Source organism: Fictibacillus sp. WQ 8-8, assembly GCF_024494405.1.
GTDB classification, from domain to species: Bacteria; Bacillota; Bacilli; order Bacillales; family Fictibacillaceae; genus Fictibacillus_C; species Fictibacillus_C marinisediminis.
This window is the reverse complement of sequence record NZ_JAMXKG010000026.1, coordinates 1-20,351: the sequence shown is the minus strand read 5'-3', so window position 1 is coordinate 20,351 and position 20,351 is coordinate 1. Positions and strand designations below refer to the sequence as shown.

The 20,351-nt window shown below is 35.1% G+C and carries 24 protein-coding genes and 1 pseudogene; 18 read left to right on the top strand and 7 right to left on the bottom strand.

The window, feature by feature from the left end:
* Window positions 1–17: 17 nt before the first annotated feature.
* The 7 genes from M1K46_RS24675 (at window position 18) to M1K46_RS24645 (ending at window position 5,510) form a co-directional block, all read left to right on the top strand.
* Window positions 18–191, top strand: a complete 174-nt coding sequence (locus M1K46_RS24675) for a hypothetical protein (RefSeq protein ID WP_256228098.1) — start codon at window positions 18–20, stop codon at window positions 189–191.
* A gap of 487 nt (window positions 192–678) precedes the next feature.
* Window positions 679–1,200: a DinB family protein gene (locus M1K46_RS24670; protein ID WP_256228097.1), complete on the top strand. Its 522-nt coding sequence runs from the start codon at window positions 679–681 to the stop codon at window positions 1,198–1,200.
* 432 nt (window positions 1,201–1,632) lie between these two features.
* Entirely contained in the window at window positions 1,633–2,622 is a 990-nt protein-coding gene (locus M1K46_RS24665) for an aldo/keto reductase (RefSeq protein WP_256228096.1), read from the top strand.
* 275 nt (window positions 2,623–2,897) lie between these two features.
* The gene (locus M1K46_RS24660) at window positions 2,898–3,860 is read left to right on the top strand and encodes a helix-turn-helix transcriptional regulator (RefSeq protein ID WP_256228095.1); all 963 of its coding nucleotides are present in this window, start codon (window positions 2,898–2,900) and stop codon (window positions 3,858–3,860) included.
* A 74-nt stretch (window positions 3,861–3,934) separates the two neighbouring features.
* On the top strand, window positions 3,935–4,567 hold the full coding sequence (locus M1K46_RS24655) for a type 1 glutamine amidotransferase family protein (RefSeq protein WP_256228092.1): 633 nt from the start codon (window positions 3,935–3,937) through the stop codon (window positions 4,565–4,567).
* 157 nt (window positions 4,568–4,724) lie between these two features.
* Entirely contained in the window at window positions 4,725–4,982 is a 258-nt protein-coding gene (locus M1K46_RS24650; protein WP_256228091.1) for a hypothetical protein, read from the top strand.
* Between the two features lie 351 nt (window positions 4,983–5,333).
* Window positions 5,334–5,510 (top strand): hypothetical protein, encoded by a 177-nt coding sequence (locus tag M1K46_RS24645; RefSeq protein WP_256228090.1) that lies wholly within the window; start codon window positions 5,334–5,336, stop codon window positions 5,508–5,510.
* Window positions 5,511–6,070: 560 nt separating this feature from the next.
* On the opposite strand, the gene M1K46_RS24640 is transcribed toward M1K46_RS24645, so the two are convergent.
* Window positions 6,071–6,976, bottom strand: coding sequence for a LysR family transcriptional regulator (locus M1K46_RS24640; RefSeq protein WP_256228089.1), 906 nt, complete (start codon window positions 6,974–6,976; stop codon window positions 6,071–6,073).
* A 230-nt stretch (window positions 6,977–7,206) separates the two neighbouring features.
* Here M1K46_RS24640 and M1K46_RS24635 point away from each other — a divergent pair, with 230 nt between their 5' ends.
* The 6 genes and pseudogenes from M1K46_RS24635 to M1K46_RS24610 all read left to right on the top strand — a co-directional run bounded on the left by M1K46_RS24635 (window position 7,207) and on the right by M1K46_RS24610 (window position 11,480).
* On the top strand, window positions 7,207–8,250 hold the full coding sequence (locus M1K46_RS24635; RefSeq protein ID WP_256228088.1) for an aspartate-semialdehyde dehydrogenase: 1,044 nt from the start codon (window positions 7,207–7,209) through the stop codon (window positions 8,248–8,250).
* A 437-nt stretch (window positions 8,251–8,687) separates the two neighbouring features.
* Window positions 8,688–9,245: a GNAT family N-acetyltransferase gene (locus tag M1K46_RS24630; protein ID WP_256228087.1), complete on the top strand. Its 558-nt coding sequence runs from the start codon at window positions 8,688–8,690 to the stop codon at window positions 9,243–9,245.
* A gap of 84 nt (window positions 9,246–9,329) precedes the next feature.
* The gene (locus M1K46_RS24625) at window positions 9,330–9,809 is read left to right on the top strand and encodes a hypothetical protein (RefSeq protein WP_256228086.1); all 480 of its coding nucleotides are present in this window, start codon (window positions 9,330–9,332) and stop codon (window positions 9,807–9,809) included.
* A gap of 67 nt (window positions 9,810–9,876) precedes the next feature.
* Window positions 9,877–10,260, top strand: a pseudogene (locus M1K46_RS24620) (tyrosine-type recombinase/integrase); the annotation flags it as partial.
* Window positions 10,261–10,409: 149 nt separating this feature from the next.
* Window positions 10,410–10,868 (top strand): hypothetical protein, encoded by a 459-nt coding sequence (locus tag M1K46_RS24615; RefSeq protein WP_256228085.1) that lies wholly within the window; start codon window positions 10,410–10,412, stop codon window positions 10,866–10,868.
* A gap of 144 nt (window positions 10,869–11,012) precedes the next feature.
* Complete coding sequence (locus tag M1K46_RS24610; protein ID WP_305586351.1) at window positions 11,013–11,480, top strand: DUF4188 domain-containing protein; 468 nt, start codon at window positions 11,013–11,015, stop codon at window positions 11,478–11,480.
* A 965-nt stretch (window positions 11,481–12,445) separates the two neighbouring features.
* On the opposite strand, the gene M1K46_RS24605 is transcribed toward M1K46_RS24610, so the two are convergent.
* Complete coding sequence (locus M1K46_RS24605) at window positions 12,446–12,844, bottom strand: hypothetical protein (RefSeq protein WP_256228084.1); 399 nt, start codon at window positions 12,842–12,844, stop codon at window positions 12,446–12,448.
* Window positions 12,845–13,221: 377 nt separating this feature from the next.
* On the bottom strand, window positions 13,222–13,395 hold the full coding sequence (locus tag M1K46_RS24600) for a hypothetical protein (RefSeq protein WP_175501783.1): 174 nt from the start codon (window positions 13,393–13,395) through the stop codon (window positions 13,222–13,224).
* 310 nt (window positions 13,396–13,705) lie between these two features.
* On the opposite strand from M1K46_RS24600, the gene M1K46_RS24595 reads away from it, so the two are divergent.
* The gene (locus M1K46_RS24595; RefSeq protein ID WP_256228083.1) at window positions 13,706–13,978 is read left to right on the top strand and encodes a stage V sporulation protein S; all 273 of its coding nucleotides are present in this window, start codon (window positions 13,706–13,708) and stop codon (window positions 13,976–13,978) included.
* 631 nt (window positions 13,979–14,609) lie between these two features.
* Here the strand turns inward: M1K46_RS24595 and M1K46_RS24590 are convergent.
* The 3 genes from M1K46_RS24590 to M1K46_RS24580 all read right to left on the bottom strand — a co-directional run bounded on the left by M1K46_RS24590 (window position 14,610) and on the right by M1K46_RS24580 (window position 16,725).
* Window positions 14,610–14,843, bottom strand: coding sequence for a hypothetical protein (locus tag M1K46_RS24590; RefSeq protein ID WP_256228082.1), 234 nt, complete (start codon window positions 14,841–14,843; stop codon window positions 14,610–14,612).
* A 125-nt stretch (window positions 14,844–14,968) separates the two neighbouring features.
* The gene (locus M1K46_RS24585; RefSeq protein ID WP_256228081.1) at window positions 14,969–15,640 is read right to left on the bottom strand and encodes a YczE/YyaS/YitT family protein; all 672 of its coding nucleotides are present in this window, start codon (window positions 15,638–15,640) and stop codon (window positions 14,969–14,971) included.
* 35 nt (window positions 15,641–15,675) lie between these two features.
* Complete coding sequence (locus tag M1K46_RS24580; protein WP_256228080.1) at window positions 15,676–16,725, bottom strand: alkene reductase; 1,050 nt, start codon at window positions 16,723–16,725, stop codon at window positions 15,676–15,678.
* Between the two features lie 159 nt (window positions 16,726–16,884).
* On the opposite strand from M1K46_RS24580, the gene M1K46_RS24575 reads away from it, so the two are divergent.
* On the top strand, window positions 16,885–17,328 hold the full coding sequence (locus tag M1K46_RS24575; RefSeq protein WP_256228079.1) for an Lrp/AsnC family transcriptional regulator: 444 nt from the start codon (window positions 16,885–16,887) through the stop codon (window positions 17,326–17,328).
* A 110-nt stretch (window positions 17,329–17,438) separates the two neighbouring features.
* On the opposite strand, the gene M1K46_RS24570 is transcribed toward M1K46_RS24575, so the two are convergent.
* A complete protein-coding gene (locus M1K46_RS24570; protein ID WP_256228078.1) occupies window positions 17,439–18,086 on the bottom strand; it encodes a TetR/AcrR family transcriptional regulator C-terminal domain-containing protein in 648 nt (215 codons plus the stop codon).
* Between the two features lie 172 nt (window positions 18,087–18,258).
* Between M1K46_RS24570 and M1K46_RS24565 the strand changes: the two genes are divergently transcribed.
* The 3 genes from M1K46_RS24565 to M1K46_RS24555 all read left to right on the top strand — a co-directional run bounded on the left by M1K46_RS24565 (window position 18,259) and on the right by M1K46_RS24555 (window position 19,858).
* Window positions 18,259–18,885: a DUF2269 family protein gene (locus tag M1K46_RS24565; protein ID WP_256228074.1), complete on the top strand. Its 627-nt coding sequence runs from the start codon at window positions 18,259–18,261 to the stop codon at window positions 18,883–18,885.
* 242 nt (window positions 18,886–19,127) lie between these two features.
* Window positions 19,128–19,385 (top strand): alpha/beta hydrolase, encoded by a 258-nt coding sequence (locus M1K46_RS24560; protein ID WP_256228073.1) that lies wholly within the window; start codon window positions 19,128–19,130, stop codon window positions 19,383–19,385.
* A complete protein-coding gene (locus tag M1K46_RS24555) occupies window positions 19,382–19,858 on the top strand; it encodes an alpha/beta hydrolase family protein (RefSeq protein ID WP_256228072.1) in 477 nt (158 codons plus the stop codon). The genes M1K46_RS24560 and M1K46_RS24555 overlap by 4 nt, the downstream gene beginning before the upstream one ends.
* The last annotated feature ends 493 nt before the right edge of the window (window positions 19,859–20,351 follow it).

The window sequence follows — 20,351 nt, the reverse complement described above, 5'->3', positions numbered from 1 at the left end:
AGGATTTGAGCAAAAGCATGGATACGAAAAGGAAAAAATATACTATTGGAATGAGAGAGGAGAATCGGGAGACCACGGGCGTTTTTGAAAAAGAAAATTATTGTGAAGAGCTTGTAGTTCAAGATGGAAATCTAATTACTGCAAGAGGAGAGAGTTCATTCGATTTGGAACTTTATATGGAAAGGCGCTAAATCTCACATTTGATGATAATTGGTACAAAGAATGATTTTTCAACAATCGGGTGTGTTTACGCAAAAAAACCTCAGCAATGAAGATGAAGATCCTTCTTCAACAATCGGGCGCGATTATTGAATATGCGTAATTAAAATTAAACCCACATTCCATTGATTTAGTATTTAATCAATTTCGAACTTCGTGCCGATTGAGTTTGAAAAACAATAAATAGGTTTGAAAAGTTAGATTCACAAAACGTTGATTTTACAAGGTTTTGAATGCTTCTTAAAACAGTATGAAAACGTCAATTAATCAATATTCCAAGGCTTTTTTTATGCTTTAATTCTTTGTGTACATATTTTGAGTTTATCTAACATTTTTTATCGTATTATTTAAGAATTGGGCCATTTAGTTGAAGATCTCATCAGATAAGTAATAATATTTAAAGGAATAATTCATTCTGATAAAGAATAATAAAAAATGTGATGATAAGGAGGCGATTGTATGGCAAATCATGTAGAAAATCTATATAACTATCATGTATGGGCAAATCAACGGATTATTGATCATCTTAAGACACTTTCTCCTGATAAATATCAAAAGGAAATGAAAAGTGTCTTTTCTTCTGTTTCAAAGGTTTTATCTCATCTCTATTTGGTGGAATATGGATGGCTTAATACCCTCGAGGGTCAGAGTATGAATGAAGCAATGCAATCTTCATTTCAAATTCAAGAAAAGATTGAGAAACTGCCCATTGAAGACTTAGAAACGGAATTTCACACTTTAACATCTCGGTTTAAATCCTTTTTGAACAGACAGGAAGATATGGAAAAGAGAATAATGTTAGATAATCCATGGGCAGGATTAAGAGAAACAAGTATATCTGAAATGGTCTTACAAGTTGTAAATCATGGAACCTATCATAGAGGGAATATTTCAGCTATGCTACATCAGTTGGGTGATTGTTCAGTTATGACTGATTATGCTTTTTATTGGTATTCTGAAAATGTTATTCCTAACAGATAACTTTAATTAAACAATTGTTAATCCAAAGTAACCTCACTCTTCTACGATATTTAACATTACCAGCAAGAATAAGTTAATTGCTTCCACAATACCGGATAATATGAGCTACTTGTTTATTCAAGAAAAGGGCACTTTCCTGTAACAAGGAACAGCGCTTTTTTAATTTTAGGGCCAGAATGTTGAGGAAAACTTTCGAAAACAATAGGTCTCAGATTGTGAAGGTTTGTGCTTAAACCGGCGTATGCAGGTTAGCTAACAATTAGTATCATAAAATAAAGGAATTTGGATTTTAGTAAAGAAAGAATAAATTTAGAAAAATGCAAGGGTGGAATAGGGCTTCGGAACGAAACTGGTTACAGATTGGTTCACTTGGAATACGATAGGGGAAATTCACATATATTTTTGATTCACGATGATAGGGGGAATATACCAATGAAAAAGCGAGCAATTGGTCATAACGGTCCACAGGTTTCAGAGATTGGTCTCGGTTGTATGGGGATGTCATGGTTATATGGTGATGCGGATCGGAGCGAGAGCATTGCAACAATCCACGCGGCACTTGAGGAAGGCATTACAGTCATGGATACAGGGGACCTCTATGCTGACGGCCACAACGAATTACTTATAGGTGAAGCTTTACAAGGAATCCGTCGGGACAATGCGTTTATTGCAGTGAAATTCGATGGAAAGCTGCACCCGACGGACAAGAGTAATGGAGGGGGGGATTACCGTCCTCAAACTGTAAAGAATTTCCTTGCTGATAGTCTGAGGCGCCTAGGTGTCGAATACATCGATCTTTATCAACCATCCCGGGTCGATCCAAACGTACCGATTGAAGAAACCGTTGGAGCTATTGCTGACATGGTAAAGGCGGGATATGTACGTCACATTGGGCTTTCTGAAGTAGGAGTAGATACCATTCGTCGCGCGCACGCCGTACATCCAATCAGTTGGTTACAAATTGAATACTCATTATTTAATCGGGGCATCGAATCAAATATTTTGCCGACTCTACGGGAATTGGGCATTTCGCTTTCGGCTTACGGTGTTCTCTCAAGAGGGTTGCTCAGCGGTACATGGTCAAAAGATCGAGTGATAAGTTCGGATGATAAGCGAGGTAGGGCGCCACGGTTTGTTGGCGAAAATCTTGAAAAGAATTTAGCTCTTGTCGAGGCTTTGCGTGAAATTGCTAAAGAAAAGCAAGCAACCGTTGCACAGCTTGCCATCGCATGGGTTCTATCTCAAGGTGATGATACTATCCCATTAGTTGGGGCTAGAAAGCGATTGCAACTTCAGGATTCACTCGGTGCAATTAACGTGAACTTAAATTCGGACGACCTCTCACGAATCGAAGAAGCCGTACCTTCAGAACTTGTCGCTGGCGAATACTACCATATACCGCGTGAGAAATGGTTCTTTTAACAAATTATTATTGATATAAAGGTTGCTAAATTAAAGAATGAACTTCTGGTTGAACTGATTGCGTTAGTAAAATAACTTAGAAGCCATTTTTGCAGAACTTCTACATTATCAATCTTCCACAATCGGGTGCATTTCTGTAATAAGAAATGTACTCTTTTTTATGAAACTGGCCATTTAATGGAATAAGGGGATTGCTCAATATTATAATATTTGAAATAATTGGTATTGTAAGATGGTTATTAATTATATATAGAGGGATATAGAGGTGAAATTATATGCCTAAAATTGACAATATGTTAGCAATTCTATGGATGTTTCGTTCAGGTGAAAAAATTACTGCAAAACAAATTTCAGAAAAGTTAGAGATGAATATAAGGACTGTGTATCGTTATATTGATACAATTTCAACAAGTGGCGTACCTATAATTTCAGAACCAGGACATAACGGTGGATACACTTTATTGGACAATTTTATTGAGGCTCCTCTATTTTTTGATTTTGAGGAGCAAACTTCATTATTTCACGCTGCTGTTTTTGCAGAAGAGGCCGGATATTATGGTGGTGAGGCACTAAATAGGGCCATTTCAAAACTAAGTAACTACTCAAATCAAGAACAGGAAACAAAGGTAAACCAACATTTAACGAGTCTTGAAGTAATCAGTCGATTACGTTCACTTTCTATGGAACCTTTTTTGAAGGAGTTGGAGCAGGCCGTAGCTGACGGGTACTCAGTAAAAATTGTTTACCATAAAAGTGGAGAAAAGCAATTAAATGATAGATTGGTCGATCCGTACAGAATGATCTATTGGAATAATAAGTGGTATGTGATTGGATTTTGTCATCTTAGAAATGATATCCGTAGTTTTAGAGTAGATCGAATTGAAAGTCTAATCCTGACCGGAAATACGTTTAACCGGCCGGAAAATTTTTCAGCACGTGACTTTTTTACAAGAAATCTTTTTCCAGCTATAGAAGATAAGGAAGGGATTATTGCTTTGGTTATTTCTGGGGACAAAAGTGTATTGGATGATATTTGCCAACATTGGTTTATAGGACATTATTTACAAGAACGGACTTCAAATCAAGCCGTTTTTCTTCTTGAAAAAGATGTGATCCATACATATGTACCTTATTTACTTTTACCGTACAATCAATCTATTAAAGTGATTGAGCCGATCAGTCTGAAGAAAAGACTTGTTGAAGTTCTGTCGGAATTAATAAAATTTCATGAAGTATGATCACTTCCCTGACGCTAACTGTCAGGGAAGTTTTATTATACTGGCTATATCAATTGTGATTGGAGTGTTATTGGATGCAAACAAAAAAAGTTTTTTTATATGTATTTAATACAATGTCAGACTGGGAATATGGATATTTAATAGCTGAACTAAACTCAGGAAGGTATTTCAAAAAAGATTTAGCACCTTTAAAAGTAATGACAGTAGGAGCTAATAAAGAAATGATTACGACTATGGGAGGGCTGAGCATAAAACCAGATATGTCCCTTGATGATTGTACTTTTGAAAATAAAGATCTTTTAATTTTACCGGGAGGAACTACTTGGAGTGAAGACATTCATCAGCCTATCTTGGAAAGAATCGGCCAGGCTTTAAAGCTTGGCACCATTGTTGCTGCAACTTGTGGCGCAATTGAGGCCCTCGCGAATAGGGGATACTTAGATACTAGAAAGCACACAAGTAATAACTTGGAATATACCAAAATGGTATGTCCTAACTACAAAGGAGAAAAGTTTTATGAGTTGGGATCTGCCGTATCTGATGCGAATTTAGTCACCGCATCAGGAATAGCTCCTCTGGAATTTGCCATGGAGGTACTGAAAAAAATAGATGTATTTACACCAGATGCATTACATTCATGGTATAACCTAAATAAGACTCATAAACCTGAATACTTCTTCCAGTTAATGAATTCAATAAATAAATGAAGTAACTGAAAAGCTCAATTTCTCTATTTTGATTTGTAGAGAAGTTGGGCTTTTTAATTTGGAATTTCCTCATCGTTGTAAATCCGCATTTTCCTGACGCTACCCCGGAAAGGAAATAATCTTTAATAAAGCCTATTATGAAAAGGGATTGGAAAATGTGGTTTTATGGGATGTTCAAAATATACAAGATGGTCAGTTAGTTAAAATTAATTTTATTTCTAAAACGTCGCCTCATAGACAAGGAGTTTGGTTAAGAACTGATAAAGGTATTGAAATTTCTGCATTAAAAAGTGAAATCTATAAGAGCATAAATTTGTTGGAAGACACATCTCCAGAAGAAGTCATTATTAAATGTCATACAAACGATGGCAAATTGAATGTTGATAAGCGAAAAAGACGGTTCATTAGTTTATAAAAGCAATGCATATGGATTCGATACTGAATTTAATGATTTAATATTTTCTATTGAAAAACTATAATTCGTACTTCAACAATCGGGTGCGATTGCTGAAGATCAATTGCAAGAATTAAATTATTAGATGTACTTTTTAAATAGAATTTAAAAAGGATTTTCTCTTTCCTCTTTGTTCTCTCAAGTGTAATCATTCGCTCATTCAGATCAGTAAAGGGATGCTACGCTTCTCTCCGCAAACTTTGTGAACTTTTTTGATAATGCTTCAAAAAACTTGCACAAACTTCAAGTCCCTTGACAGCTCTTTTCGCAAAGATTAGTTCACCTTCAAACAAAGAAGGGAGCTGTTCAAGAATGGAAAAACTTTATGAAATTCTTCAGATCAAACAAGTAATAGCAGAAGTGAGGGAAGGAGAGAGCCACATCGTTAGATCACCGAAGGATGGAGCGAAGATCGCAGCAGCATTCATAAGAGATAAAGATAGGGAGGTGTTTCTCGTGATGGCCTCAATACAAAAAATCGAATTGTAGCAGGCTCAAGAACGTTAAACGATAGAATATTTACAAAAGAGGTTATTAGGGAAGCAATTGAGAATATAATTCAGGCGGTTTTATAGACTTATGTATGGTGGAGACTAGCGGGATCGAACCGCTGACCTTTTGGCTGCCAGAGGAATTCTAATAAGAAAACTGAGTTAAATAAGAACAATTAAGTTAAAATAAGTCTGATTTTATAAGGTTTGTTATATGTTTGAGGGAAATCGTAGTTAATCTAATTCAATGAAATAAATTAAGTCTGTGCACTATTTCGTGCACTTTATTTGATGTGATCAGACAAAATAATTATTGCTTAAAATCTGGTTAATGAATTTTCTAACAAGGCTATTAAGTTTGATTTAAGTTCTTTTTAAATAAGTTATTCAATTACTCTCTTTTTAAAATTTACTGACAACTTAAACTGCAATTCAAATGTTAGAAAAAACTAACAATTGAATTGCAGTTTTTTATTTCATAGATCCGAAACATAATTTCTTCACAAGCTGAATTTGCAAATAATGAGTTTAAATGTGGACGAAAACCAACGTCCATCTTCATTCTTTCCCATGAACCTGTTCATCCATCCATAGACATTTTTGCTCTTCTAGTAACAAAAGAAAAGATTGCAACACAGGGGATACCCATCTCAACTTATGATAAATGGCATAACTCTTTATGAATTGGGGTGCTTCAATTGGTTTAAATGTTAATTGATTATTATTAGAATTCTCTTTTACAACAATATAAGGAAGGATCGCGACACCTAGCCCACACATGACTGATTGCTTTATGACTTCAATACTTGAACTTTCAAATTTTTTGTCAGGAAAGTGTCCGCTCATACGTAAGTAGCGATCCACCATTGCTCTGTACCCACACCATTCCTCTGTATAAATAAATTGGTATTCTCTTAAGAAATTAGATGAATTTTCACAAGGTGTAAAGTCAATGGGCAAAACCCATCCGAATGACTCATCAAATAATATTGTTGTAATAAACTCTTCGTACTCCATAGGTTCCCCGATCAAGAATGCAATATCTGCTTCACCATCTCGCAACTTTCTTAGTGCTTGTTCATTAGTAGCTGTCTCTAGAATAATATTTACTTTAGCATTTTTCTGCTTATATTTTTGTAATAAATGTGGTAACCGATAAACAGCCAAAGATTCATTGGACGTAATGGTAAGGGTTCCTTCAGGATAATTGCTATCTTGAGGTATCTCTTGTGCTTTTTTGTAGATAGATAGCAACTCTAAAGCATAAGGATGAAAATGGTGTCCTGCTTTCGTGAGAAGAACTTTTTTCCCTAATCGGTCGAAGAGAGAAGTATGTAAATCGTTCTCCAGTGTTTTAATATGGGCAGTCACTGTAGATTGTGCATAATCTAATGCGCAAGCTGCTTTTGAGAATCCTCCATATTTGACGACAGCACAAAATGTTTTCACGTGTCTCATTTCCATAGATAACCCTCTTTTTAGTATCACGATTTGTGAACGATTATATCATATTTTTCAATTTTTCAAATAATGAATATTTTATTAAAATCAAACTGAGAAGGGAAATTGCATTTCTTCGCTTTTTTATTACATCTGCTCGGAGTCGGATTTTTACATGAAAAAGGAATTAGATGGTCAGAATTTGTGATTGTTATCATTAATCAAACCACTTAAGAGCATTGGAGGAGAATGTTATGCGTAAAAAGAGTTATCATGTAGCTGTAGTAGGGGCTACGGGTGCAGTAGGACAAAAAATCCTTAGCTTACTAGAGTACGAAACTCAATTTGAGATAAGTGAAGTTACACTTCTTTCCTCAAAGCGATCGGCTGGTAAAAAACTGTCCTTTAAAGAACGGGAAATCACAATACAAGAAGCATTGCCAACAAGCTTTCAAGGTGTCGATATTGCCTTTTTCAGTGCTGGAGGAGAAGTGTCAAAACGATTAGTAAACTACGCAGTTGATAGTGGTGCTGTTGTGATTGATAACACGAGTGAATATCGAATGTCATCTGATGTCCCTCTTGTCGTTCCAGAAGTGAATGCCCACACTCTAACTAACCATAAAGGCATCATCGCTGTTCCAAATTGTTCCGCATTACAAATGGTAACAGTTCTCCACCCGATCCGGAAAGCATTCGGTTTAGAACGAATTATTGTCTCAACTTACCAAGCAGTATCAGGGTCAGGAATTCATGCAATCAACGAATTAAAGGAACAAGCAAGGGCAATGCTTGCAGGTCATGAGGCAGAAGCCGGCATATTACCTGCAAAGAAGGATAAAAAATACTATCCCATTGCGTTTAATGTATTGCCTCAAGTAGATGTGTTTACCGATAACGGTTACACATTTGAAGAGGTAAAGATGATTCAAGAAACTAAAAAAATTATGGAGGACCCCGCTCTAAAGATGGCTGCTACTTGCGTCAGGGTTCCAGTTGTATCCGGTCATTCCGAATCTGTTTACATCGAGTTGGAAAGAGCTGCTACTGTTAAAGACATTAGAGAAGTATTGTCCTTTTCTCCAGGTGTTATTCTGCAGGATGAACCGGGGGAACAGCTTTATCCAATGCCTTTATACGCAGCAGGGAAAACAGACACGTTTGTTGGAAGAATTCGAAAAGATCCTGACTATCCTAAAGGGTTCCACCTGTGGATTGTATCCGATAACTTATTAAAAGGTGCAGCTTGGAATTCGGTTCAGATTGTAGAGACAATGGTGGAGAAAAGGATTATTTGATGTCTTTAAATGAGGATTGATGTGTTATAGAAAAAATTTAAGGTGCATTTCATCAATGAGGAAATGCATCCATTTTTGAATAGCATAAAAAGAATCCATGTATTTTAAAAAAATGAAAATTGAAGGACCATAAAACAAACAAAACTTGAAGTTTTTGAAGAATGCGGTCACTGTGTCTGTTGATTCTTTTAAGCCTTCTAATATGGCGGGAGATGCATCTTCTTTAAATCCAGTAGAAGTACAATCTCTATTTTTAGATGTTAGAATACATGCTTTGCTTTTTTTTTAGGTATTTTTTTGTTTGACCAATACTACTTTAAATCTATATAGTAAAAATAAGGATTTAATTGATAATTTTGGATGCGGAATGATCGTAGAAATTTTTCCTGAATTATAGGCAATATGAAAATATGAATATATAAAAGGGGGCTAGGATGATGAATATTTGTTTATCCCATACATTGGAGTTTCATTCATTGGAAGGTGAAAAAATCTACTTTAAAGCCTTAAAGTTAGATGATGCTCATGAGATACATGATTATGCGTCAGATAAAGAAGTTTCACGATTTATTGGTTGGAAATTAATGAATACTTTGAGGGAAACTCGTGAGTACATTGAATTAATGTTAGAACGTGAGTCGGCAGGTACTCATTTATATTCCTCTATTGTTCATAAATTAACCAATGAAATTATCGGAACAGCTATGGTTTTCAATTTTGACCAAGTTGCAAACAAAGCTGAAATTGGTTATGTATTACACAAAGATCATTGGGGTAAGGGGTATGGAACAGAGGCTGTTGAATTGATAAGTGATTTTGCATTTAAATCACTAAATCTTCATAAAATCCATGCAATTGTATCTGCAGCAAATATAGGTTCAGCACGGATTCTTGAAAAGAACAGTTTTGAGTGTGAAGGGCGATTAAAAGACAACTACTTTATTGAAGATAAGTATTATGATGCATTACTTTTCGGCAAAATTACTGACCTATAACCTTTACATCAAAATACGATGATAATCAAATTAAAGGAAAAATTAGTAAAAAGGAAAATATTTTAGATGATTTGAGGGGATATTTTGGGACTAGATAGTAACACATATAAATTATCAAATCAAAAAATAAGTTTAGATCGATTAACTGATATATTCTTTAATGCATTTACCAACAAAAATGGAAAAAAAGCAAATGTACGTGTACTTAATGATTTATTTATTCCAGAGGGGATGATCATCAAAAATACGGATTCCATCCCCATCATTTACAATCTTCAACAATTTATCGAGCCGCGTGAAAAACTATTAAATGAAGGGCACTTAACTGATTTCAAAGAAGAAGAAATAAACGAAATTACAGAGATTTTTGGTAATATCGCCCACCGTTTCAGCTTATACCGAAAATCAGGAGTGTTGGATGGAGATTCGTTCGAGACGTTGGGGATGAAAACGATGCAGTTTATTCAAACTCCAAGTGGTTGGAAGATCAGTTCCGTAGCATGGGATGATGAAAGAAAAGACTTAACCATACCTAAAAGATATCGGAATAATACAAACAGATAACGGCTGGTTCTTTTTTGTGGATTGCGTCTTCAACGGGTGCTTATCTTTAAATAGGTAAGTATCTTTTTCAAACTCTGTTATTGTTCACGGAAAAGGTGATAAAGAACGTGAGGTATACTTTAATACTCGGTGTTCTTTGTGGTTAAAAAGGTATCTGGATTCGAGGGACGATATAGAACAATGCTTGTTTATAACAGAGAGAAAACCTAGAAGAAGGATGAGTATTGATCTCATGAGATATATCATAAAACGTATATCTAGTCGTGCTATAATCAGGAAAAGTATTCATCCCCACCAATTACGTCATAGCTACGCTACTAATATGATCAATAATGGGGCACCTCTTGAGGTAATACAAAGTTTATTGGGTCATGAGAAAAGCGAAACAACAAAAATATACGCTCAATTTAGTGGCAAGCAAAGACATGATTTGTATAGTAGATATTTCTAAAGTGCGTTCTAGTAGAGGTACTTTTTTTATTGGATTTAGGATTGAGTTAATTGTTATAATTTGAAATAATTGGTATTAAGCAATCGTAGCAGGATAGTTGAACATGCTGTATGTTAAAAATACAAAATAAACATCAGGGATTGATTAGGTTGGCACGGATAAAAATTGGGGATGTTTTTGAGATAGAAACATTAAATGGAATAGGATTATTTCAATATGTTCATAAAGATAAAACAATGGGGCACTTAATTCGTATATTACCTATCTTATACGAAGAAGGGTATGGTATTGACGATAAATTAGTGGAAAAGAAAGAGTTATATTTAATCCATTTTCCCTTGGAAGCTGCACTAAGACAAAAGATAGTGACTAAAATAGGGAATTATTCAATTCCACATGATTTTATGTTACCTCAAAGTTTTAGAATTCAACATAAAGTTGATGGTGAACTTATTTGTTGGCATATTGTTAATTATGAGACTTGGAAAAGAGAAAAATTCGTAAAATTATCTGATGAACAAAAGCTACTTTCTCCGTGGGGGACTTGGAACGACACTTTACTAAAAGAGAGATTAGCTGATGGGTGGACATTAGCTAATTGGATTTAATTTATTACACAATCGGGTGCATTTCTTCAAGAAGGAGAAATGCTCTTTTTTTAATATGTCAAAGATAAAATTTTGATTTATCCATTTAATGTTAATTGAGATATACTTAAATTATCTATTGAACCAAAAAAAGGGGATACGATTATGAAAAAAATTAATAAAGGAAGATACATAGCAGAAGTGGATGATGACTTTGTATTGTTTATCATAGGCATGCGTATTAATAAATTTTTCTCTTTTACTAAGTGGATTCCAGTTTTTAAAGCTATGGGTCCAATGATTAGACAATTATATGAAAACCCTCAATTAGGTTTTCTTCATACGGAGTTTCTTTTTAGTTGGAGAAGAATAACGCTGATTCAATATTGGAGAAGTTTTGAACAACTTGAAGCCTACGCACATGGTAAAACACATTTGGTTGCCTGGAAAGAATTTAATAACAAATTAGGAAACGATGGAAGTGTTGGTATTTATCATGAAAGCTATCGGATCACGAAAAATTGTGCAGAGGCAATTTACAATAATATGCCGAGATTTGGGCTAGGCCAAGCGTATTCAATTGCTCCCGTAACTAAAAAAACGAACTCAGCCAGAGAGAGAATGAATATATAGGTAGAAAAAACTTAGTCCACAATCGGGTGCGATTGCAGCAAAGAGTTATCACTCTATGCTTACTCCAGAAAAGGGCAGGATAATTGATTTAAAGTTTCGGAATTTCATCAAAGAATAAGCGAGAGAAAAGGAGTGTAATGATTGATACATAAGGACAATGGGGATATTACAACTTCGTGATGGTTGTTTGGGATACATTCATCTTACTGAGGAGCCCTATTTTAGGGAAAGCCTCCAGGGGCGGCGTGCCCTATATTCGCCCACCTCATTAGGAACGTTACTCCAATATCACGATTTTCTTTATTCCTTCTTACCAGGTGAGGATTTACTGTCACTACCTCAATAACTTCTTCTTTCACTAAACTGCACTTTAACTTAATACCAATTATTTCAAAATTACATCTTTTTCACAATACTTTATTCCAGAATATGGCCCGATCGTATTATGAGGTTAACCAGCCGGGGGAGGACGTTCTGGCCCGTGGGACCAAGATCCCGTCCGTAATACTGTCCACCCCCCTACTTGTAGAAACATGTTTGAGGCTGGTTGGGACGTGATCCTCTGTTATCGCTGCGATTTGAATTCCCTCTCGTTTCGCGATCTGTGCCTTCGATAGGCAGCAGGAACAGTACTCTGGCGGAAATAGCTGATTTGATTCTCCCGATATATGGTTCAGGGGAACCTCTTGATGTGTCCTATAACATAACGTCATATAACTCGATTGTGGTGCTTTTCATTGACCTTTTGCTGCAGTTGTATATGGAAAGTGTAGAGTAATAATCGGGAGCAATCTTAGCAAACTAGTACAACTGAATACTGGACCGCCCGTGATTTTCGCTTTGGGTAGAATTTGATATGGGTATAATAGAAAAAAGCCGATTCTCCTTAGGACTAAAGGAAAATTGGCTATTATACTTCCTTATAAATTAAGCAAGATCATATTTTTAGTAACTAGTTCCTTTTCTTAATCCCAAGCATATACTTTTGAATTTCCACCTGAGTATTTTGCTAAATAAAATTCGGCTTGATCTCCATCGACATATTTACCGATATTTCTGAAGACATGACAGCCATGTGAATCAAAATCATGACTACCCGCTGTTTTATAGTAGAGACCTCTAATACCATTAGAATAAACTACATCATCTCGATCAAACGGATCTTCATCATATAACTCATAATAACCTGATTTACTATTAGAACTAAGACAAATTTTAAAATCGCCTCCCCCTGATAAAAAGATTTTACTTTGGTGGGTAAATACATCACTCCCTTGATAATCCCAGCCACCAGCATGGGCAATTGCTGGAATTATCAAAGAAAGTGCAATAAAAGCTAAAATTACCCTGATTTTCTTCATCATTTCGTCCCTCTCCTTTCGTTTCTAAGATAAAGGTTACCGCCGATAAATAATAAGTTCTTAGATTTCCAACAACTTTGTAAACTTTCTATATTATGTAAAAAACACCTGCAAGATTAATAAAAAAATATATTTAAATAACTTTATGGAACAGCATTTAGTCTAGCAGTTACATCTATTTACTCATAAAAGATACTGTCGTTAATAGCTTTTAAATGCCAAATACACACAACACCATAATTATGATAAGGTGCTACGAACACGAAACCACCTCCCCTTTTGGTTACTCCAATTCATATAAATAATTCAAAAGGACTCTATTAATGACCTGTAATCCATCTTAGAACGGCCGAGAGCCCTGTCCTTGGACAGGGCTCTCGTCAACTTATGCTACTTACATCAAGTGCATGTTGCCAACTCGGATAGTAATATAAGGCACTACGCATGAGCTCAGGATGAGTTTGTTTCACTTGTTTTTTGCTTAATGAATTTCCCCTGTTTTCAAGCTCCTGAATCTGCATGATCACTTCTTTTGCTGATAAATTAGGTTCCAATGGATTCACTCCTTGTGTTTAGCACTATTCTTGCCTTTGATACAAAGATTAAACATGAAAACTATTAATATACAGAACAAATCCGTGTCTATATGAAAAAGAGTTTCTATAGAAACAAGATGTATAATGTAAGAAACTAGATTCAGCTGTTCACAGAAATCGCGAAAGGTTTTTAAATCAATTCGCCCTTTAATGACCTTACATTCCATGAATATTACGCTTTAATAGTTTCTGTTTGATTTAGATATGAATATATATTCCTTCTAGTAATCAAATCAATGCGATCAAATAACAGGGGGACCCAGGGTATATGGATAATCTATTAAAAGTATCATCAAAATCAAAACCGAGTTCAGTTGCGGGCAAAATAGCAGGCGTAGTTAGGGAGACAGGTACTGTAGAAATTCAAGTGTTGGGAGCCGGTGCATTAAATCAAGCGATTAAAGCCATTGCGATTGCAAGAGGATTCGTAGCTCCCGCTGGTCTTGATTTGGTCTTTGTTCCTGGTTTTATAACTATTTTAATCGATAATCAAGAAAAAACTGCAATAAAATTAAGGGTAGATCCAAGAAAAAAACGATAGATTTTCATTATGTAAAAAACCTGTTTAACAGGCTTCTTTTGTATGCCTTGACAAAAGGTTTTTAATTTTAATATGGGATTGTTAAACATCGGAATTATCCGGATTGATTCCTTGTTGCATAGAGCTTTAAATTCACATTTGTTTCAAAATTAACCGGATTGCTGCTAAAAGAAAACATTGAATCTTTTGAAAAGTCATATTTAACCGGATTATTTTCCTCGCCTATTGTATAGCTATCTCATTAATAAATCAGAAATAGCCAGATAATTTTTAATTAGTCATAGAGGTATTGTCATAGACTTTACATAATAGGGTTATTTACAGGAATTAAAGGATTCACCACATTTATAAAGTCTTTTCAACATCATCTAGAACCGACTTATGCATCTTTAAATCAAAGAAAAGCGATTAAAATTAAATGGAAATTTTATTACTTCAAAAATTTAAAAACAGTGCAAATCACAGTACAAAATAGATTATAATGGGAATACATATCAAATGGTAAAATATACCTTAAATGGAGGTTTAGAATGGACAATATTTCAACAAACGAATATGAAAACCTTCAAGTTGAAACAGTTTTAAATAGAAACAAAGATTGTAGATATTCAATCAAACGTATTTGGAATAATCAAAAAGACGGTCGCACATCAGCCACAGGTTTTTGGATGAGCTTAGTATAGGCTTTTCGATTGGTTTCCGTAAGATTTTTTACGAGGTTCCGTTTAAAGACCGTAAAGTCCCACTTGTTTTCCGGATCTGGAGGAGATAATAAAGTTCCATCTTTCAAAGGAAGATAGATACATCTATATTTCTTGGCGTCTTTTACGTTGATATGAAAGATTTGCTGGATCGCTGATTCCACATTGTCCCCTTTTTCCGCTTTTTATGTTTTATTCCAGAAACGGGCCAGATTGTGGAGGAACTCATTTTTAAATTAAATGCATTTTTTATGTTGAAATTTATGGGAGAGATTGTGAATGAATGTATTTAAACTATCGTGGCAGGGTAGTAGTTGAACAAGAAATGGTTTTTTTCTTTATCATAATTTGGTGATGTACTCGAGTGTGTTAATATGCGGTCTAATACTTTTTCAGTAATTGGCATAAAGTGATTAAGTATTAGCCCCGATAAACAAACGGTTAATAAAGTTCCAATCCCAATTGGTCCATTCATAATCATTGCCATTATCAAGAATACGAGGTTAATGAATGTTCTCGACAAAAATATATTGGTTCTCGTTAATTCTTGTATGATTAATGTTAATCGGTCAACTGGAATCGGTGCAAAATTTGTGTGTAAATAGGTTGCAGTTCCTAATCCTATAACAACTAAGCCGATTCCAAAACAAACCACTTTGCTGTACCAGAGTTCAGGTGTTATCAAATTGTGTAATAAAAAAAGCCACATATCAATACCAACACCCGTTATAAATGCTGTTAACAGCCCTAAAACTTCTGGTCTTTGTCTTTTTAAAAATGAATTACAACCTATCATTATTAAAGCTATTATTATTTCCCAACTTCCCACAGTTAGCCCCACATTAATGGACAGTCCTACCAAAAGTGCATCAAAAGGTGAAGTTCCAAGGTCTGATTGTATTGTGAAAGAAATACCAAGGGTTAGTGTTAAAATTCCTAATACATAAAAAACATATTTCACTTTAATCAACCCTCTTTATTATTATTTTTTTATGGCTATATCAAATTTTGTAAATGTCTTTCTGAATTATAAGGTATAAGAGGTAATTCCTCTTCCATTTTTTTTACGAAATCGGGATTTGCAAGTAAGGAACGCCCAAAGGCCGCTAAATCGATGGTACCTTCCGTAATAGCATCAGAAGCAGTATCTGGATCTAAATTTCCTACTCCGATAATTGGACCGTCCCAATATTGTCTAATTAGTTGATGTAATGTCCTGCGATTGAATATGGTTTCAGTAAAATCATTTGTAGAAGGATGTAGAATATGAATACCAACTTCCTTAAATACAGAAAGGTAAGCCTTAATTAGTTCTATGGGATTCTCCCATCTGTAACTCGGTATATCATCTTTTATCTCAGAAAAGCGAATAATCGTTTTTTCAGGTCCGATCGCTTCACTTACAGCTGTCAAAACCTCCTTCATGAACAATAATCTGTTTGATAGATTACCGCCATAGTTGTCCTTGCGTTTATTTGTCACCTCCCAATTGAACTGATCGATTAAATACCCATGTGCCCCATGGACTTCAACTCCATCGAAGCCTGCAGAAATGGCATTTCTTGCAGCTAAAGCAAACTGATCGATTACTTGTTCAATATCATATAATGACATTTCCTCAGGTTCATCATAAGGCTTACGTAAACGATGGACATGTCCTTCTGCTCTTACCGTTGATGGTGCTTGTGGAGGATAACCTCCTGTAAGATCATGGTGCGTCAATCTTCCACTGTGCCACAGTTGAGCAATGATAGTTCCTCCTTCTGCGTGAACAGCTTCAGTTACTTTTCTCCAAGTTTTTACTTGTTTATCTGAGTACAGACCTGGAACACCAAAAGTTCCTTTTCCTCTAGGACTTGGATTAATTCCTTCGGTAATAATAAGTCCTATTCCATCCTTAGCCCGTCTTCTATAGTAAGCTACAATATCTTCTCCAACAGTCCCGGTATTGTTATCTGCAAAGCTTCTTGTCATAGGAGCCATTACAATTTTGTTCCGGAGGTTCCAATCACCAATTTTGATGGGATTTAATAACTCGTTTTTCAAATATTTACTCTCCCCTCATTAAAAGATTGAACTATATGACTAATTTTAGTAAATGAGGTAAGCTAGATACATAGATCATTAAAGTTAATTAATCACATTCACTTAGATAAATAATTTGTTTTATGTTTTTCACTTTAAAATTAAAGGAGTTGCTTTTATATGGATGAGATTGACAAGAAAATCGTGTTACTTCTTCAGGAAGAAGCGAGAATTTCTATGACGGAATTAGGGAAATCAGTTTCTTTATCACAACCTGCAGTCACAGAAAGAGTTCGAAGAATGGAAGAGAAAGGGATAATTGACTCTTATCGAGCTGTTGTTTCCCCAGAGAAAATCAATAAACAGATTACAGCTTACGTCCTAATTCATACAAAGGGATGTGAAAGTTTTGTAGAACATTGTAAACAAGCAGATGAAGTAGTGGAGTTACACAGGATTAGTGGACAATATAATTTTTTAGTAAAAGTAGTGACGGAAAATCTACAAACGCTGGAAATGGCTACAAATCAAATGGGAGTTTACGGGGATTCAACAACGTTAATTGTACTCTCATCCCCTATCAAAAATGATAAATTGGTTCCTATAATTTTAAATAAAAACTAGTTTACCGAAATCCTACTCTTGATATCGACTTTCTTTTCTTGATCATCAAGCAATCATTCAAGAATGCCTACATTCTGTTCTTGGTTGTGCCTCTAGTAAATTCAAATTTGTTATAAATCTTTTCCCACTTTATTTCTAAAGCCTTCCAGTAAAATATTTAGGCCAAACTGAAATTCCTCATCACTATCCCGCATGTGAAAATATTTGTTCAACTCAATAAAGAAAGGAAAGTCTTCTTCAAGTTTGGATTGGAAGTATATGTTCTTTTCTTCTTCATTTTCCTTCATTCCGTTAACATTCGTTTGAGATAGTCTTATCTCATCCTTTACGAATGAAAGAACATAATTGTTATACAGAGAGGCACATGAGGGTATCAGTTTATGACTCACATGAGCATTTGCAAAAATTCGATAAATGGACTCGATCAATCTTACTCGGTTTGTTGTTGCCGGTGGTGTCAGGGACAAGATTTCTGTTGAATCCCGGTAAGCTAATAATACTTTTCTGTAGTCAGTCGCAATCATCTGTAATTGAACATCCCATGGATATCCAGCCTCCGGTATAGAAATATCTTGTATAATCCTATCAGCAAGTAATTCTAATAGTTCTGATCTATTCTTTACATGCCAATAAAGGGAAGAGGCGCGGACATTTAACTGTTCAGCTAGTTTACGCATCGACAGATCCTGGATGCCGATTTCCTCTAATAAGACTATGGCTCCATCTATAATTTGTTTTCGATCAATTTTTCCTTTCATTGTTGCCCTTCTTCCAAATTTTAAATTTTGTTATTGACAATTATACCATAACGAACATAAACTAACAGTGTTAGATAACTAACAGTGTTAGATACTTTTAAGTAAGGAGGATATCTTTTAAAACGATAAAAGTATGAAATGACTCTAACTAAAGAATGGAGAGATATATCTGATGTGGCTATTGCTTCTAAACGTAATCGTCATGCCTCTTGGGTTTTTACTGATCATCTATTTTCTGAATTGGATGGGGAGAAAGAAAAAACAAAAATTTAACATGAAACAAAAGAACAGTTGGCTGATCGCACATATATTCTTCGTGATCCTCTATTTTGGCGGACTGTTAGGGACCTTTTTAATGGTGGTCACGACAAAATTTACAGACAACAGAGACATCATCTATTCAGCTCATTTGTTTATTCAATACTTTGATTGGTTTTTGATCATTCCTGGCGGGCTAGGGGCTTTACTTACTGGAATTTGGCTCGCGGTTCGAACGCATTGGGGTCTGACCAAACATTATTGGCTATTAGTCAAGTGGATCGGGAACATTTTGGCTATCGTGTTTGGGGCTAATTTTATGAGGATCTGGCTGCATGATAATTTTAAACCTGTGTTTAACAATCCGCTTCATCCTTTAGAAAATGCTCTCTATTTAGCTAACCGGAATATGATCTTTATGGGTCTTCTACTTAGTTTTTCTATACTAGCGTTTCTCGTTATCATCTCTTACTATAAACCTTGGGGAAAGAGAAAAGAAAAGGAAAAAGTAAATCGAATTAAAACGACAGGAGGTATGTAACATAAATCTTTTGCGTTCACTGCATTCTTATCTAACTAATGCTTAGGAATTAATGTAACATTCTGATTATGCAATGAAGCTGAGAATGCTCTCAGCTTCTCGTGTTTTATGGTCTATGTTTCAATCGTTCCTTTCATTGACATAAAAAAGAATCTTCTTTACATTCCTTATTTTAGGCTTATATATTTGTTTTAAACTGCATGAAATGCTTATAGTAATAAGCGAGAGGAAGGTTGATAATTGTGGAAAACTTAATAGCAATTGAAGTGAATGGGTTAACCTTACGCGGGATGTCTCACAAACCTAAAGTTAACAATCTATCAAAATACCCCATCGTTATTATTTTTCATGGGTTTACAGGTTCCAGAGTAGATGGGAATTTTTTGTTTGTCCGTTTTGCACGTGAACTGAGCAGACAAGGCATCGGGTGTGTTCGATTTGACTTTTCAGGTTCTGGGGAAAGTGACGGATCTTTTACAGAGATGACATTTATCTTGTGAAAAAAATAGATTGGGTCGATCCAGAAAAAATAATGCTATTGGGTCATAGCATGGGCGGGGCGGTTGCTACTCAAGTAGCAAAAGAAACCCCGGACGAAATACATAAAGTATGCTTGTGGTCACCAGCAGGTAACATGAACGAACTAGCTCGTTCCTATTTTGAAAAATATCCTATGCTTCCTAACGGAAACATTGATTTAGACGGTATTGAGTTAGGTCGTGGTTTCTATGAAGACCTTAAGAATCGGGATTTATTTCAAGGGATTACATCTTATACGAAACCGGTGATGATCATTCATGGCACAAACGATCAGGTTGTTCCTGCTGAATTTGGTCAAAAATATTACGACACATATGTAAAGAATGACCGCAGCATCTATTTCATCAAGGACGCCGATCATGGTTTCTCAAGGCTGAACTGGGTTGATGAACTATTTAATCAAAGTATTCTTTTTTTTAGAAGTAATTGTTAAAGTCGGATTGAAAACCTTAAAATGTTTTGAAAGCCATTTGTTAAGGTTGTTTTCTATAAAATGGTAAATCGGATGCCAATAATAAATGAAACCCTATCAAAATTTTGACAGAAGCGCCGATTGCTTTGTCATACCTGAATGATTCACTATTTCATGGACCAATATCTCACCGAAAAATGATCAAAATAATTTTAAAAATAAGTCATGTTTTGAAAACTAAAAAAGTAAAATACCTGATATAAAAGCATTTTGGACAAATTTTAAAAAAGAAAAGAAGAAGTGGCTGAGGATGATTTTGATGACGAATAATTCTTTATTCAATAATCGGGTGCAATTGTCACCTAAGTCAGCCGCCGTTACTCAAGAAAAGGGCAGGATTGTGGCATAAGGAATATGTTATTTACTTTAAGAATATTTAGAGTAAAGATGTCATTGTTAATGGGGAGGTTAGTTATGGAAGTTCTTTTTATTGGAATCATATTGCTCATCTTAG

Excerpts from the sequence above, each read along its gene's own strand:
- M1K46_RS24675 (WP_256228098.1), top strand. The coding sequence starts at position 18 with ATGGATACGAAAAGGAAAAAATATACTATTGGAATGAGAGAGGAGAAT.
- M1K46_RS24670 (WP_256228097.1), top strand. The coding sequence starts at position 679 with ATGGCAAATCATGTAGAAAATCTATATAACTATCATGTATGGGCAAAT.
- M1K46_RS24665 (WP_256228096.1), top strand. The coding sequence starts at position 1,633 with ATGAAAAAGCGAGCAATTGGTCATAACGGTCCACAGGTTTCAGAGATT.
- M1K46_RS24660 (WP_256228095.1), top strand. The coding sequence starts at position 2,898 with ATGCCTAAAATTGACAATATGTTAGCAATTCTATGGATGTTTCGTTCA.
- M1K46_RS24655 (WP_256228092.1), top strand. The coding sequence starts at position 3,935 with ATGCAAACAAAAAAAGTTTTTTTATATGTATTTAATACAATGTCAGAC.
- M1K46_RS24645 (WP_256228090.1), top strand. The coding sequence starts at position 5,334 with ATGGAAAAACTTTATGAAATTCTTCAGATCAAACAAGTAATAGCAGAA.
- M1K46_RS24640 (WP_256228089.1), bottom strand. The coding sequence starts at position 6,976 with ATGGAAATGAGACACGTGAAAACATTTTGTGCTGTCGTCAAATATGGA.
- M1K46_RS24635 (WP_256228088.1), top strand. The coding sequence starts at position 7,207 with ATGCGTAAAAAGAGTTATCATGTAGCTGTAGTAGGGGCTACGGGTGCA.
- M1K46_RS24630 (WP_256228087.1), top strand. The coding sequence starts at position 8,688 with ATGAATATTTGTTTATCCCATACATTGGAGTTTCATTCATTGGAAGGT.
- M1K46_RS24610 (WP_305586351.1), top strand. The coding sequence starts at position 11,013 with ATGAAAAAAATTAATAAAGGAAGATACATAGCAGAAGTGGATGATGAC.
- M1K46_RS24605 (WP_256228084.1), bottom strand. The coding sequence starts at position 12,844 with ATGATGAAGAAAATCAGGGTAATTTTAGCTTTTATTGCACTTTCTTTG.
- M1K46_RS24595 (WP_256228083.1), top strand. The coding sequence starts at position 13,706 with ATGGATAATCTATTAAAAGTATCATCAAAATCAAAACCGAGTTCAGTT.
- M1K46_RS24575 (WP_256228079.1), top strand. The coding sequence starts at position 16,885 with ATGGATGAGATTGACAAGAAAATCGTGTTACTTCTTCAGGAAGAAGCG.
- M1K46_RS24570 (WP_256228078.1), bottom strand. The coding sequence starts at position 18,086 with ATGAAAGGAAAAATTGATCGAAAACAAATTATAGATGGAGCCATAGTC.
- M1K46_RS24565 (WP_256228074.1), top strand. The coding sequence starts at position 18,259 with ATGTGGCTATTGCTTCTAAACGTAATCGTCATGCCTCTTGGGTTTTTA.